This window comes from Pseudomonas sp. ASL4 (assembly GCF_056680395.1).
Genome location: NZ_CM155280.1, coordinates 2,054,839 through 2,067,821 on the forward strand (window position 1 = coordinate 2,054,839; position 12,983 = coordinate 2,067,821).

At 58.3% G+C, this 12,983-nt stretch carries 8 protein-coding genes; 5 read left to right on the forward strand and 3 right to left on the reverse strand.

Translation table 11 applies throughout. The features are described from left to right. Window positions 1-68: 68 nt before the first annotated feature. Entirely contained in the window at window positions 69-1,016 is a 948-nt protein-coding gene (locus AC1MEW_RS09385) for a LysR family transcriptional regulator (RefSeq protein ID WP_480426154.1), read from the reverse strand. Between the two features lie 100 nt (window positions 1,017-1,116). Between AC1MEW_RS09385 and AC1MEW_RS09390 the strand changes: the two genes are divergently transcribed. The 4 genes from AC1MEW_RS09390 to guaA all read left to right on the forward strand — a co-directional run bounded on the left by AC1MEW_RS09390 (window position 1,117) and on the right by guaA (window position 5,977). Beyond that, the gene (locus AC1MEW_RS09390) at window positions 1,117-1,884 is read left to right on the forward strand and encodes a sulfite exporter TauE/SafE family protein (RefSeq protein ID WP_201206428.1); all 768 of its coding nucleotides are present in this window, start codon (window positions 1,117-1,119) and stop codon (window positions 1,882-1,884) included. Between the two features lie 162 nt (window positions 1,885-2,046). Further along, window positions 2,047-2,595 carry a sugar ABC transporter ATPase gene (locus AC1MEW_RS09395; RefSeq protein ID WP_201206426.1) on the forward strand — a complete coding sequence of 183 codons (549 nt, stop codon included), beginning with the start codon at window positions 2,047-2,049 and terminating at the stop codon, window positions 2,593-2,595. Window positions 2,596-2,847: 252 nt separating this feature from the next. Beyond that, the gene (gene guaB, locus AC1MEW_RS09400; protein ID WP_322269553.1) at window positions 2,848-4,317 is read left to right on the forward strand and encodes an IMP dehydrogenase; all 1,470 of its coding nucleotides are present in this window, start codon (window positions 2,848-2,850) and stop codon (window positions 4,315-4,317) included. An 82-nt stretch (window positions 4,318-4,399) separates the two neighbouring features. Further along, window positions 4,400-5,977, forward strand: a complete 1,578-nt coding sequence (gene guaA, locus AC1MEW_RS09405) for a glutamine-hydrolyzing GMP synthase (RefSeq protein WP_046046047.1) — start codon at window positions 4,400-4,402, stop codon at window positions 5,975-5,977. A 72-nt stretch (window positions 5,978-6,049) separates the two neighbouring features. Here the strand turns inward: guaA and AC1MEW_RS09410 are convergent, their stop codons facing one another. Beyond that, window positions 6,050-10,387: a membrane-targeted effector domain-containing toxin gene (locus AC1MEW_RS09410; RefSeq protein ID WP_480426155.1), complete on the reverse strand. Its 4,338-nt coding sequence runs from the start codon at window positions 10,385-10,387 to the stop codon at window positions 6,050-6,052. A 134-nt stretch (window positions 10,388-10,521) separates the two neighbouring features. After that, window positions 10,522-11,226, reverse strand: a complete 705-nt coding sequence (gene treR / locus AC1MEW_RS09415; protein ID WP_201256502.1) for a trehalose operon repressor — start codon at window positions 11,224-11,226, stop codon at window positions 10,522-10,524. A 236-nt stretch (window positions 11,227-11,462) separates the two neighbouring features. Here treR and treP point away from each other — a divergent pair, with 236 nt between their 5' ends. Next, on the forward strand, window positions 11,463-12,905 hold the full coding sequence (gene treP / locus AC1MEW_RS09420) for a PTS system trehalose-specific EIIBC component (protein ID WP_201256503.1): 1,443 nt from the start codon (window positions 11,463-11,465) through the stop codon (window positions 12,903-12,905). The last annotated feature ends 78 nt before the right edge of the window (window positions 12,906-12,983 follow it).

The window sequence follows — 12,983 nt, forward strand, 5'->3', positions numbered from 1 at the left end:
CGGCGAACAATCTCCATGCGTACACACAAATCCCTTGTGGGAGCGGGCTTGCTCGCGAAGACGGAGTGTCAGTCAGCGTCAATGTTGAATGTTAGGCCGCTTTCGCGAGCAAGCCCGCTCCCACAGGGATTTGTGCAGATGTTGATGAAGTGTTGGATCAGGGGCGGAGGATTTTGGCTGCAGGCGAGGGCGACGGTGCTGTGGCAATCCGGGTCGGCCAGTGGCAGGAAATGGATGTCGGGCGGGGCAATGTCTAGCAGCGATTCCGGTAACAGCGCAATGCCGAACCCGGCCTGAATCAATTGCAGTTGCGTGGTTTTGCGCGACACCACCCGAGCGGCCTTGGGGAAAAAGCCCTGGCGCATGCATAACTCGGCAGACAAGTAACTCAAGCCGCCACGTTGCGGATGAGGAATCGAGATAAACGCCTCATCCTTCAACTGCGCCAGATCGATGCCTTGAGTGGACTTATCCACAGCCAGTGGATGATTCGGTGGCACAGCCAGCAGCAAACGCTCGCTATATAAAGGAACAATCTGCACGCCTTCGCGCTGACGCAGCACTGGCAAGCGCAACAGACCAACATCCAGACGACCTTCGGCCAGCTCTTCCAACTGCGCTTCGGAGGACAGTTTGACGATGTCCATGGACACGCCGGCATGCTGATCCAGATAAGCGCTGATGCCCCGCAACAAGCGGCCGCTCATCGGCACCGTACTGGAATGGCTCAGGCGCAAAGTGCCGAGTTGACCGTTGCCGACCTGAGTCGCCATCTCGCTGGCCTTGGTCAGCTCAAGCAACAGGTTTCTGGCCCGGGGCAAAAAGGCTTCACCAGCGGCGGTCAGTCGGGGCTGGCGCGCGGTGCGTTCGAACAGTGGTGTTTGCAGGCGGGTTTCCATGTCCTTGATCTGCCGGCTAAGGGCGGACTGTGCGATAAACAGGCGTTCGGCCGCAGCGCTGAAACTGCCGCACTCGGCGATTTCCACGAAGTAACGCAATTGGCGGGTTGAAAGCACGAGGCATGCCTTTTCGAGATGGGTTGGCGACTTTGAAGATATTAGTCGCAACGCTTGGCGCTGGCTAAAGTCATCACAGGTATTCAAGGAAAGCCTGCAAATGAATGTGCTTGAGATGTTGAACCAATGGCCGTTCGGTGCGACGGCTTGGTTGGTGATCGGACTGGGCATCGTCCTGGCGTACATCGTGTTTGGCATTGCCGGGTTTGGCACCGCGCTGGTGGCCGGGCCGATCCTGATCCTGTTTATGCCGCTGTCGAAAATCGTGCCATTGCTGGTGCTGCTGGATTTTGTCGCGGCCTTCGGCAATCTGCTGCCCTCGCGGCGGGATGTGGACAAACCCGAACTGCTGCGGCTACTGCCGTGTATGGCGGTGGGCTGCACGTTGGGGGTGATTTTCCTGTTGAACCTCAAATCCGATTTGTTGTTGCTGTTGATGGGGCTGTTTATCAGCGCCTATGCGGTGTACAGCTTGTGGGCCAAAACCCGTCCGACACAGTTGTCTGCCGGTTGGGCAGTGCCGATGGGCACGGTGGGCGGGATGTTCGGGGCGTTGTTTGGCAGCGGTGGCTTTTTATATGCGATCTATCTGAACAGTCGCCTGCCCAAGGACGCGGCCCGGGCGACCCAGAGTGCGCTGATCAGTTGCAGCACCGTGGTGCGTTTGAGCCTGTTTGCCGTCGCGGGTGTGTATGCCGAGCTACCCTTATTGGTATTGGCCGTGTGCTTGTTACCGGCCATGGCGCTGGGGTTGTGGATCGGCCGGCGGTTGACGATGAAGCTGTCCCGGGAGGCCTTTGTACGGATGGTGACCTGGTTGGTGCTGGCCAGCGGCATTGCCTTGATCGGGCGCTATTTGAGTACTTGACCTGAGTGTGTCAGGGATTAAGCTGCCGGCCGCAGATCCTGTGGGAGCGAGCTTGCTCGCGATGGCGGTGGGTCAGGCAACATTAATGTTGGCTGCAATGCCCTCATCGCGAGCAAGCTCGCTCCCACAAGGGTGATCATTCAGTATTTGCAGGCTTGCACCATGAATTCCCAAAGCATCATTGTCCCGAAAATCTCCACGTTGCCGGTGCACGAACCCCGGGCCCGGGCAATCGTTCGGTGGCTGGTGCGCAAGAACATTATCAAAGAAGAGCTGACGACCTGCGGGCGCACTGGTAATCGCATGGGTTACGCACTGGCTGACGGCGCGCGCGCCGTGGTCCTGCACCCGGAAGCGCTGCCGTTCGGTGAGCCGATCAATGGCCTGGAAATCATCACCAAACGCTGCATCTACACGCCGGCCAAGGGTTTCCTGGAAGAGGCGGGTTGCGCCGAGTGCCGCAAGGAAGTTGGTGAAGCGCTGTTCGAAAGCCTGGAAGAGTGGATGCCGGGGCGCACCGATAACTTCACCTGCCCCGAGTGCGGGCATGAAGATGACATCAACGGGTTTCTGTTTTTGCAGGAATGCGGTTTCTCAAACCTGGGTTTCATCTTCAACAACTGGGCCGAGGCCGGGTTCAAGCAGAGCTTTATCGATGAGTTCGCCGATTGGCTCGATCAGCCCGTGAGTTGGGTGAAAGTCGAGTTATAACGTCGGGGGGACACCGTAGGAGCTGCCGAAGGCTGCGATCTTTTGACCTTGATCTTCGACGGAATTGAAATCGCTGAAGATCAAAAGATCGCAGCCTTCGGCAGTTCCTACAAAAAGCCGCAGACCCTGCAGATCCGCTCGGCAATCCCCGTATATCAGTAATGCCAATAATAGACAGAGTTTTACATTGAACCCGAGGGGGTGTCTGACTATAATGGCGCGCTTCCATTTTCCCGCTCGGGAGCCCCCGCGATGCTGCGTATCAGCCAAGAAGCTCTGACATTCGACGACATTCTCCTAGTGCCCGGTTATTCCGAGGTGCTTCCTAACGAAGTCAGTCTCAAGACCCGCCTAACCCGTGGCATCGAGCTGAATATTCCTCTGGTTTCTGCCGCAATGGACACCGTCACTGAAGCCCGTCTGGCAATCGCCATGGCTCAGGAAGGTGGCATCGGCATCATCCACAAGAACATGACCATCGAGCAGCAAGCTGCCGAAGTTCGCAAGGTCAAACGTTATGAAGCCGGCGTGGTCAAGGACCCGATCACCATCGAGGCTGACGCCACGGTTCGTGAACTGTTCGAACTGACCCGCCTGCACAACATCTCCGGCGTTCCGGTACTGCACGATGGCGACCTGGTCGGCATCGTCACTTCCCGTGACGTACGTTTCGAAAACCGTCTGGAAGCCACTGTCCGTGAAGTGATGACGCCTAAAGAGCGTCTGGTCACGGTCAAGGAAGGCGCCGACAAGAACGACGTCCGCGAGTTGTTGCACAAACATCGCATCGAACGCGTACTGATCGTCGACGACAAGTTTGCCCTCAAAGGCATGATGACCGTCAACGACATCGAAAAAGCCAAGGCTTACCCGCTGGCCAGCAAGGACGATCAAGGTCGTCTGCGTGTAGGCGCTGCGGTCGGCACCGGTAAAGACACCGGCGATCGCGTTGCAGCACTGGTTGCTGCCGGCGTTGACGTGGTGGTGGTCGACACCGCACACGGTCACTCCAAAGGCGTGATCGACCGCGTTCGCTGGGTCAAACAGAATTTCCCTGAAGTGCAGGTCATCGGCGGCAACATCGCTACCGGCGCTGCTGCTCTGGCTCTGGCCGAAGCTGGCGCTGATGCAGTCAAGGTCGGTATCGGTCCTGGCTCGATCTGCACCACTCGTATCGTCGCCGGTGTCGGCGTCCCGCAAATCAGTGCCATCGCCAACGTTGCTGCTGCCCTTGAAGGCACTGGTGTTCCGTTGATCGCCGACGGCGGCATCCGTTTCTCCGGTGACCTGTCCAAGGCTATCGTTGCCGGTGCTTCCTGCGTGATGATGGGCTCGATGTTCGCTGGTACTGAAGAAGCACCGGGCGAGATCGAACTGTTCCAGGGTCGTTCGTACAAGGCTTACCGCGGCATGGGTTCGCTGGGCGCCATGTCCCAGGCTCAAGGTTCCTCCGATCGTTACTTCCAGGATTCCTCGGCAGGCGCCGAGAAGCTTGTACCTGAAGGCATCGAAGGGCGTGTTCCATACAAGGGCACCCTGAGCGCCATCATCCATCAACTGATGGGCGGCCTGCGTTCCTCGATGGGCTACACCGGCAGTGCCGACATCGAAGAAATGCGCACCAAGCCTGAGTTCGTACGGATCACCGGCGCTGGCATGGCCGAGTCCCACGTTCACGACGTACAGATCACCAAAGAAGCGCCAAACTACCGCGTAGGTTGAGGCTTCCAGCAATAAGTTAAGTAACCGGGGCTGTTTTATTCAGCCCCGAGTTGTTTCTGATTCACTAGACGAGACTGACTTCATGGCCCTCGACATTCACGCCCACCGCATCCTGATCCTCGACTTCGGTTCCCAGTACACCCAACTGATCGCCCGCCGCGTGCGTGAAATCGGCGTGTACTGCGAACTGCATCCGTTCGACATGGACGACGAAGCGATTCGCGAATTCGCACCGAAGGGGATCATCCTCGCCGGCGGCCCCGAGTCCGTACACGTCGCCGACAGCCCGCGCGCACCGCAAGCTGTCTGGGACCTGGGCGTACCGGTCTTCGGTATCTGCTACGGCATGCAGACCATGGCTGAACAGCTGGGTGGCAAGGTCGAAGGTTCCGAGTTGCGTGAGTTCGGTTATGCCCGCGTTGACGTAGTCGGCAAGAGCCGCCTGCTCGACGGCATCGAAGACCACATCGACGCTGACGGCCTGTTCGGCCTCGACGTGTGGATGAGCCACGGTGACAAAGTCACCAAGATGCCTCAGGAATTCCACATCCTGGCCAGCACCCCGAGCTGCCCGATTGCCGGCATGTTCGACGACGCTCGCGGCTACTACGGCGTGCAGTTCCACCCGGAAGTGACCCATACCAAGCAGGGCGGTCGCATCCTTTCGCGCTTCATCCTCGACATCTGCGGCTGCGAAGCCCTGTGGACGCCTTCGAAAATTGCCGAAGACGCCATCGCCAACATTCGCGCCCAGGTCGGCACCGACAACGTACTGCTCGGCCTGTCCGGCGGCGTTGACTCCTCGGTGGTTGCCGCGCTGCTGCACAAAGCCATTGGCGACCAACTGACCTGCGTCTTCGTCGACAACGGCCTGCTGCGTCTGCACGAAGGCGAGCAAGTGATGGCCATGTTCGCCGAGAACATGGGCGTCAAGGTGATCCGCGCCAACGCTGAAGATCAGTTCCTGAACAACCTGGCTGGCGAAAGCGACCCAGAGAAGAAGCGCAAGATCATCGGCCGCACCTTCATCGACGTATTCGATGCCCAGTCCAACAAACTGGACAACATCAAGTACCTCGCCCAAGGCACTATCTACCCGGACGTGATCGAGTCGGCTGGCGCCAAAAGCGGCAAGGCTCACGTGATCAAGTCGCACCACAACGTGGGCGGCCTGCCGGAAGAAATGAACCTGAAACTGGTCGAGCCGCTGCGCGAACTGTTCAAGGACGAAGTCCGTCGTCTGGGCCTGGAGCTGGGCCTGCCGTACGACATGGTCTACCGTCACCCGTTCCCGGGCCCGGGCCTGGGCGTGCGGATCCTCGGTGAAGTGAAGAAGGAATACGCCGACCTGCTGCGTCGCGCCGACCACATCTTCATCGAAGAACTGCGCAAGGCCGACTGGTATCACAAAGTCAGCCAGGCATTCGTGGTGTTCCAGCCAGTCAAATCGGTTGGCGTTGTTGGCGATGGCCGTCGTTACGCCTGGGTAGTTGCCCTGCGTGCCGTAGAAACCATCGACTTCATGACCGCGCGTTGGGCTCACCTGCCTTACGAACTGCTGGAAACCGTCAGCGGCCGCATCATCAATGAAATCGAAGGCATCTCCCGCGTTACCTACGACGTGTCGAGCAAGCCGCCAGCGACCATCGAGTGGGAATAATCCCTCACGCTGACCGCTGCTGAATAAACAAAACCCCGGCCTGGTGCCGGGGTTTTGCGTTTTCGGGTTACGTCATTGTGGAGTGCGACCTCGTGGGTACATGCCTCTTTGGTTGAGCGCATGGGACAGGTCGAGCAAATTCGAAAATGGCTTTTGGTCGATCTCTGTCCACGAAGGGCGAGTGATGTAGAAGTCGCCGTTGGCCAGGCGTTCTATGGGCGTTCGTGTCATCGCGTAGTTGCCATCGCGATGCCAGAGCGTAAACGTCTCGCCGGAACGTTCGAAGCAATAAAAGCCGGGCTTGAACAGCAGCCGTTCGCGTTGTGCTGCGGACCTGGCAAACCATGGAGTTTCTATGGGCAAGTACAGGTCGGCGTAAAGCGTATCCGAGCTTCCGTTATACATCGGCCCGTCTATTTCGTTACGACCCACTTCAATGCCCGGGTCCAGCCCGATGCTCCGCCCGCGCCCAAGCCCGACCTCTTCGACTCTCAAGCCCACACTGCCCGTACGCTCGCTCAATCCGATGACACCGCGAAACGCGTTGGTATTTTCAGCCGAGGTCACGGCGATCCATTTAGAGGAACCGTGAATCTGTTGGCTGCGCTTCATGATCCGGGTAGTCAGGAAGATTTTTGTTCGCTGTGTCTCGATAGGCGAGAAGCCAGGTGAGGTCACGGTGTAACTGGCTGCGCAGTCGGTACCTTGCACCCGGATCCCGTGTTGGCGGGCGGTTTTTACCAGCTCCAGGTCCGTGAATGGCTCCGGTTGATCCGAGCTGAGCGTCCTGAGGTAGGCTTCCAGGTCTTGAGGCATGGCGGCTGTTTTGGAGGTAAAAAACAAATCCAGTTCGGCCTGGTTGAAGTCATTGAGCAGGCGCGGCAAATACAACGTCTTGACCCCTTGCCGGGCAAATTCGGCCATGTTCTCGATCAGCAGTCGCGTGCTGGCGATACGGTCCAGGCTTTCGCCGATCACCAATCCCGGGGAGTCTCTGAACAACTCGTTGATGAACTCGATGAAATTACGGCTCTGGGTTGGGATCGGCGGACGATCAGGCAGGTTGTTCCATTCCTGATCGTTCTCCAGCGTCTGGGCATCGATGAGCAATGACGCCCGCCGGGAAGACAAATTCATCTCTGGCCCGAAGGATTCCAGCAGTTGTTCGTGTGTCTGTTTGGTCCCGCGCAGTGCTTCTGTTTTCCATACCCAGCTTTTCATGTCGGCCCGGGAGAGGGGATGGGTGTCGTAGGGGGTGGCTGGCGTTTTTGGCGCGGTGTTGGGACGGCTGGGACCTGGGCGTGGCTCAGTGTTGCTGGTCGATGGTTGCGGATCGGCGGGGGCGATATTGGTCGTTGGTGCAGTCCCTTCAGCAGGTAGCTTGACCATGCGCATCCGTCTGGCGATGAGGGCGTTGCGCAACTCCTCAAGGGTGGCGAAGCGACGAACATGCACCGACGTCCACTCGGGACGATCCACAAAAAATCCACCGCTGTCTTGCTGAATCGGGGTTCTTAACAATATGCCGTCGCGATTGCGGCTGAACAGCACCGCTGTGCCGGACTCGCTCTGCAGGGTAAACATGCCTTTCTCAGTCAGCAGCCTGTCCATTTGACGTGCCTGCTTGACGCTGGGCGGGGTATCTAGTTGCAGACGCAGGTCGTTTTTGACCGGGACCTTCAGAAGGCCTTTGTCTGCAATCCTTCCGGGGTCCGGTTCGATTCCGCGAGCCAGGCCGGTCTCGGGTTCTTCGATGCGCAAACCGATAGCGCCCTCCAGCTCGCTGAGTCCTGCAACGCCTTCGAAGGTGTTGGCGTGTGACTCGCCCACCAACGCAACCCATTTGTGCGCACCGCGGGCGGCCTGGTCGGCGTTGATCACGTTGCGAGCGAAGTAGTTCATCATCCGGCCCCGGAAGTTTCCTTTGGCGCCGGTTATTCCCTGGCTTCTGTAACTGGCCATGCAATCGATGGCCTGGACCCGGATATGATTTTTCTGGGCGGTCTTGACCACTTCCAGAAAGGTAAATTGGCCGGAGGGGTCGGTTATTTGACCCTGGTCCAGTTCCTTGAGATAGCGTTCCAGATTCTCCGACATAGTGCCGGTTTTATTGAATACATCCAGGTCAGCCTGGTGGAAGTCGGTGAGCACATGTTCCAGGTACAGGGTCCTGACTTTTTGCTTGCTCAGGATCGGCATGTTCTCAATGAGAAACTGTTTACTGGCGACGCTGGAGTGACTCTCCCCGATCAAAATCCCCGGTGAGTCCTTGAGCAGTCCCTTGATGATGACCTTGGGTGCCACATTGGCTGTGAAGGAGGGTATTTTGGGCCTGGCGGGCAAGGGTGGGTCGAGGAAGAAAGCCGTGGCATCGTCGTAGAGCCTTCGACGCAGGGCTTTGAAATCGCGGTATTCACCGTCATCAAAATAATGCTCATCCAGGTCCCTGATGCTCGCCCTGCCATTGGCGGCATTGCTGTAGGCAGGTCTTAGCGCTTCAGGCACATCGTAAGGTGTGACCGGGGTCTCGACCGGCGGTAATGGGCTAGCACTCTGCCCCCAACCCTTAAAGCCAAAGATTTTGCCGCCGATGCCACCTTTCAGGCCTGGTGCGGCGACGGGTTCCCATTCCAGGTATTCGTTCAAGCGTACGGGCACATTACGGTAAAACGACCAAGGGTTGGCCGGATCAATAATGGCCCAGCATTTCATCTGCCCAATGTAGCGAACCTGATAAAACCCGTTCCGGGCAGCCCAGCGCAAGTAGATGTATTTTTTGCCCGAAAAGGTCTCGATAACCCCCTTGGCAATGCCGGTGCCTTCGCGGGTGGCTTCGGTGATCTCGGTTCTGAAGGGGGCGAGAAAGTCTTCCTGTTCAAGCGCATTGACCGGCTCAAGCGGGAGTTTTTCCGGCAGAGGCAACGCCGTGCGTTCTATTTCCAGTTCGCTGATTTTCTCTTCAGTTGAAAGAGCGCTGTCGGCCTCGACCATGTCCGGCAACTCGCCACCGCTCTTGAGGAACGTTGCGTTAAACAGGGTATCGATGGCGGCGAATATCGCGCCGGTGACCCCGGCCTTGCGCTCCATCGGCGTTTTGCCGTTGATCGCCTGGTCGATGTTCAGGCCGACGTTAGCGATGCCTGCGCCGACAACCGCCAGCGCCACCGGCCAGCCCACCGCCGCCAGGGGCCCGAACATACGGCCAAACGCATTCAGGTAACCCATCCACAGTTTTTTACGCAGCTCGCCGTTGGAGCTCATGATGAAGCTCGCGTCGCTGATCATGCGGGCATGAGTGGCGTCACGCAGAAGGGTGAAGGCATCATCCGTGATCCAGGCGTCCTGCGTCTCGAGCAACTGGTGATCGTTGGATTTCCAGGCGTTGAACAACAGGTCCAGCACATGCTCGAGGCCGACGTTCTCGATGCGCGGCTCATGGATAAAACGGGTCAGCAGGTCCGCGACAGGTATCGCTGCCAACAACATTTCGGTGCTTTTCTTGAAGGCCGCCGTGTCTTCCATGATGTCGTGATCGGCGACCTGAAAGTGCGACATGAAGCGTTTGCGGGCCGAAGGCGTCTGCACTTCGGACATGATCCACCAGTGCAGGTCGATGACGCTTTCCAGCACATGGAAGCCCCACAACTCCCCCGGAACATAGACGATCTGCCGACCCTGGCTGTCGACGATGCTGAGTATGTCAGTGGCGATGAAGCCGCCTACGGTCAGGCGTCGTACACGCAAACCTGCCGCTGGCCGGGTTTGTGCTTCGAGCATCTGTCGGGTAACGGGCCAGGTGATGTTGCTGGCAACCGCTTTGACCACCGTACGGAAGTTGTCATCGGACAAACGCCCGGCTTCGCGATCTTCCATGGCTTTGGCCAGGAACGTGCATTTGGCCAGGGTCCTGAAAGGGGTGCTCTGGGTGCCCCAGAACGCCCCGACTTTTTCCTTGTAGTGATCAATGAAGTTGTAGGCCCAGAAGGCTTTCAAGACCTGGCTGCCGAACAGCCGCACTTCGTTGGTCTGGTCATAAGTGCCGACTTCCGGACCTGCGGTGTAGAAACCGCAGTCGTTGTCGAGCATGTCCATGTTGTCCTGGTCATGCACGGTGAACCGCTGGATCACCAGTTGCGTCAGGGTCATGGAATCGTGGGGGTGTTCGAGGTGCTCCCAGCCAGTGAAGGTCTGCGAGTTACTCTGGGAGCCGTGGAAGCGGTGCCAGTAAACCTGATCCGGTTCCAGATCGGTAATGCGGTGCTCGGTGAGGATGCGTTTGGCGAATGCGGTCGCCATTTCATACATGTCGGGGCACGCCTGGACCAGTGCCGGGACCAGCGCCTTGAGGGCTTGGGCATCGGCGGCATTGGGCAGGTCAGTGGCGGCGGCGGGTGTTTCGATGGCAGTCATAGCGTGCTTCTCGGATAGAAGGTTCACCTTCAATATCCCAAGGCCGCCACGATAAAGATGTCGGATACGGCCTCATCGGTTGCAGGTTATGGCAGACCCGGCAGCACAGAATGAAGCCATGACCCTTGTACGAATCAGCGCCGAGCCACATCCGAAAAGTAGAACTTGTCCAGCGTGTGCCGCGATTCGGTGTACTCGAACTGGCGACCATCCTGCAGGAACGTCTGGTTACTGACCACGATCACATGGCTCTGGCCGTCGAGATCCAGGAGCAGTTGGTCGTCCTTGCTCCGAGGCACCGCTTCGATGGTGCGCTGGGCGTAGGCGATTTGCAGTTGCAGGGTCTGTTCGATGAAGGCGTAGATCGATTGTTCGGCGATGTCACGGGACAGGCCGGGAATCACATCGCTGACGAAATGGTTGATGTCGAGGATCACCCGTTTGCCGTCGATCCGCCGCACCCGTTTGATTCGCGTGATCAGGCTGCCTTCTTCAGCCTTGATGTGTTCCAGCAGCGCGCCGTCGAGAGGAATCTGGTCGAACTCGACCACTTCGGTGCTGACGTCATTGCCCAACCGCGGATACGTCTCCTGGAAGCTGACGATGCCACCCAATTGAAATTCGATCGGGTTGGTCGACAGCACGAAGGTGCCTTTACCGTGGACTTTCTGCGCGAAGCCACGCTCCTGCAATTGCTCGATGGCCTTGCGCACAGTGCCGCGACTGGCTTGGTAGCTGTCCATCAGTTCGGTTTCAGAAGGCAACCGGGCACCGCGTTCCAGACGTTCGGTGGTAATGCTGGCAAGCAGATCGGTGTAGATCTGGTTGTATTTACTCATGGGATGGCTCTATGCCGCGCTGTACTCAAGGCTTGGAACCTTAAGGGCAGGGTAGGGGTTTGTCCATTCGGCATTAGGTTTCTTTGACTTCGGAGGTAGGAAATGTCGCCGCCGGTCGGGTTCAGGATAAACAAAATCAAACTCGTCTGTACGAGTTGTTGCTTTAACTCGTACAGACGAGTACTTTTCGTTTCGGCGTGCTGCCAATAACAAAAAACTACAACGGAAGATCAAGCATGAGCCACGACTATCCGAATATCGCCAGCGAGCTGCTGATCAGCCTCGGTGGCAGCGACAACCTGGAGCAGGCCGCGCATTGCGTCACTCGCCTGCGCCTGGCCCTCAAGGACCCGAGCCTGGTCAACAGCGCCACGCTGAACCAGATTGATCTGGTCAAGGGCTCGTTCTTTACCGGCGGCCTGTTCCAGGTGGTCATCGGCCCCGGCGAAGTGGAAAAGGTCTACGCCGAACTGCGCCGGCAAACCGGTCTCGCCGCGTCGACCATTGCCGACGTTAAACAAAAGAGCGCCGACAAGATCAATGCCATGCAACGCCTGGTGCGGGTGTTTTCCGATGTGTTCATGCCGATCCTGCCGGCGCTGATCATTGCCGGCCTGCTGATGGGGGTTAACAACCTGATCGGCGCCAAGGGCATGTTCATCGAGGGCAAGACGCTGCTGGATGCGTACCCGAGCCTTGATGGCATCTGGAGCCTGATCAATCTGATGGCCAACACCTCGTTTGTGTTCCTGCCGGCGCTGGTGGGCTGGTCGGCGGCCAAGCGTTTTGGCGGCAGCGAAATCCTCGGCATCGTGCTCGGCCTGATGCTGGTGCACCCGGACCTGCTCAACGCCTGGAACTACGGCAAGGCTGTGGCCGGGCTCGACGGTCAGAGCCTGCCGTACTTCGACATCTTCGGCTGGTTCAAAATCGAGAAGGTCGGTTATCAGGGGCAGATCCTGCCGATCCTGCTGGCCGCCTACGTGATGAGTGTCATCGAAAAATGGCTGCGGGCGCGGGTGCCGAACGCCGTGCAGTTGCTGGTGGTGCCGATCACCACCATCGTCGTCACCGGTGTGCTGGCGCTGGCGGTGATTGGTCCGGTGACCCGGCATTTGGGGATTCTGATCACCGAAGGCGTGGTCACTTTGTTTGACCTGGCGCCAATGGTCGGCGGGGCGATTTTCGGCCTGCTCTATGCCCCGCTGGTGATCACCGGCATGCACCACATGTTCCTCGCCGTGGACCTGCAGTTGATCTCGACCCAGGGCGGCACGTTTATCTGGCCGATGATTGTCATGTCCAACCTCGCCCAGGGCAGCGCGGCGCTGGCGGTGTTCTACATGACCCGCAATGTGCGGGACAAAAGCATGGCCTCGACCTCGGCAATTTCGGCGTATTTCGGCATCACTGAACCCGCGATGTTCGGGGTCAATCTGCGCTACAAATTTCCGTTCTATTCGGCCCTGATCGGCTCGGCGCTGGGCTGCATCTTCCTGTCGCTGAACAAGGTCCAGGCCTCGGCGATTGGCGTCGGTGGCTTGCCCGGTTTTATCTCGATCATTCCGCAGTTCATTCCGATGTTTGTGATCGGGATGATCATCGCCATGGTCGTGCCGTTTGTTTTGACCTGTGGGTTGAGCATGAAGATTGTCCGGCCTGGGTATCGGGTCGCCTGATAGATCGCCTTCGCGAGCAAGCCCGCTCCCACAGGTTGACCGCATTCCAAAATGTGGGAGCGGGCTTGCTCGCGAAGG

What these genes read in the sequence shown, in the direction of transcription:
- AC1MEW_RS09390 (WP_201206428.1), top strand. Translation starts at nt 1,117, where the DNA reads ATGAATGTGCTTGAGATGTTGAACCAATGGCCGTTCGGTGCGACGGCT.
- AC1MEW_RS09395 (WP_201206426.1), top strand. Translation starts at nt 2,047, where the DNA reads ATGAATTCCCAAAGCATCATTGTCCCGAAAATCTCCACGTTGCCGGTG.
- guaB (WP_322269553.1), top strand. Translation starts at nt 2,848, where the DNA reads ATGCTGCGTATCAGCCAAGAAGCTCTGACATTCGACGACATTCTCCTA.
- guaA (WP_046046047.1), top strand. Translation starts at nt 4,400, where the DNA reads ATGGCCCTCGACATTCACGCCCACCGCATCCTGATCCTCGACTTCGGT.
- AC1MEW_RS09410 (WP_480426155.1), bottom strand. Translation starts at nt 10,387, where the DNA reads ATGACTGCCATCGAAACACCCGCCGCCGCCACTGACCTGCCCAATGCC.
- treR (WP_201256502.1), bottom strand. Translation starts at nt 11,226, where the DNA reads ATGAGTAAATACAACCAGATCTACACCGATCTGCTTGCCAGCATTACC.
- treP (WP_201256503.1), top strand. Translation starts at nt 11,463, where the DNA reads ATGAGCCACGACTATCCGAATATCGCCAGCGAGCTGCTGATCAGCCTC.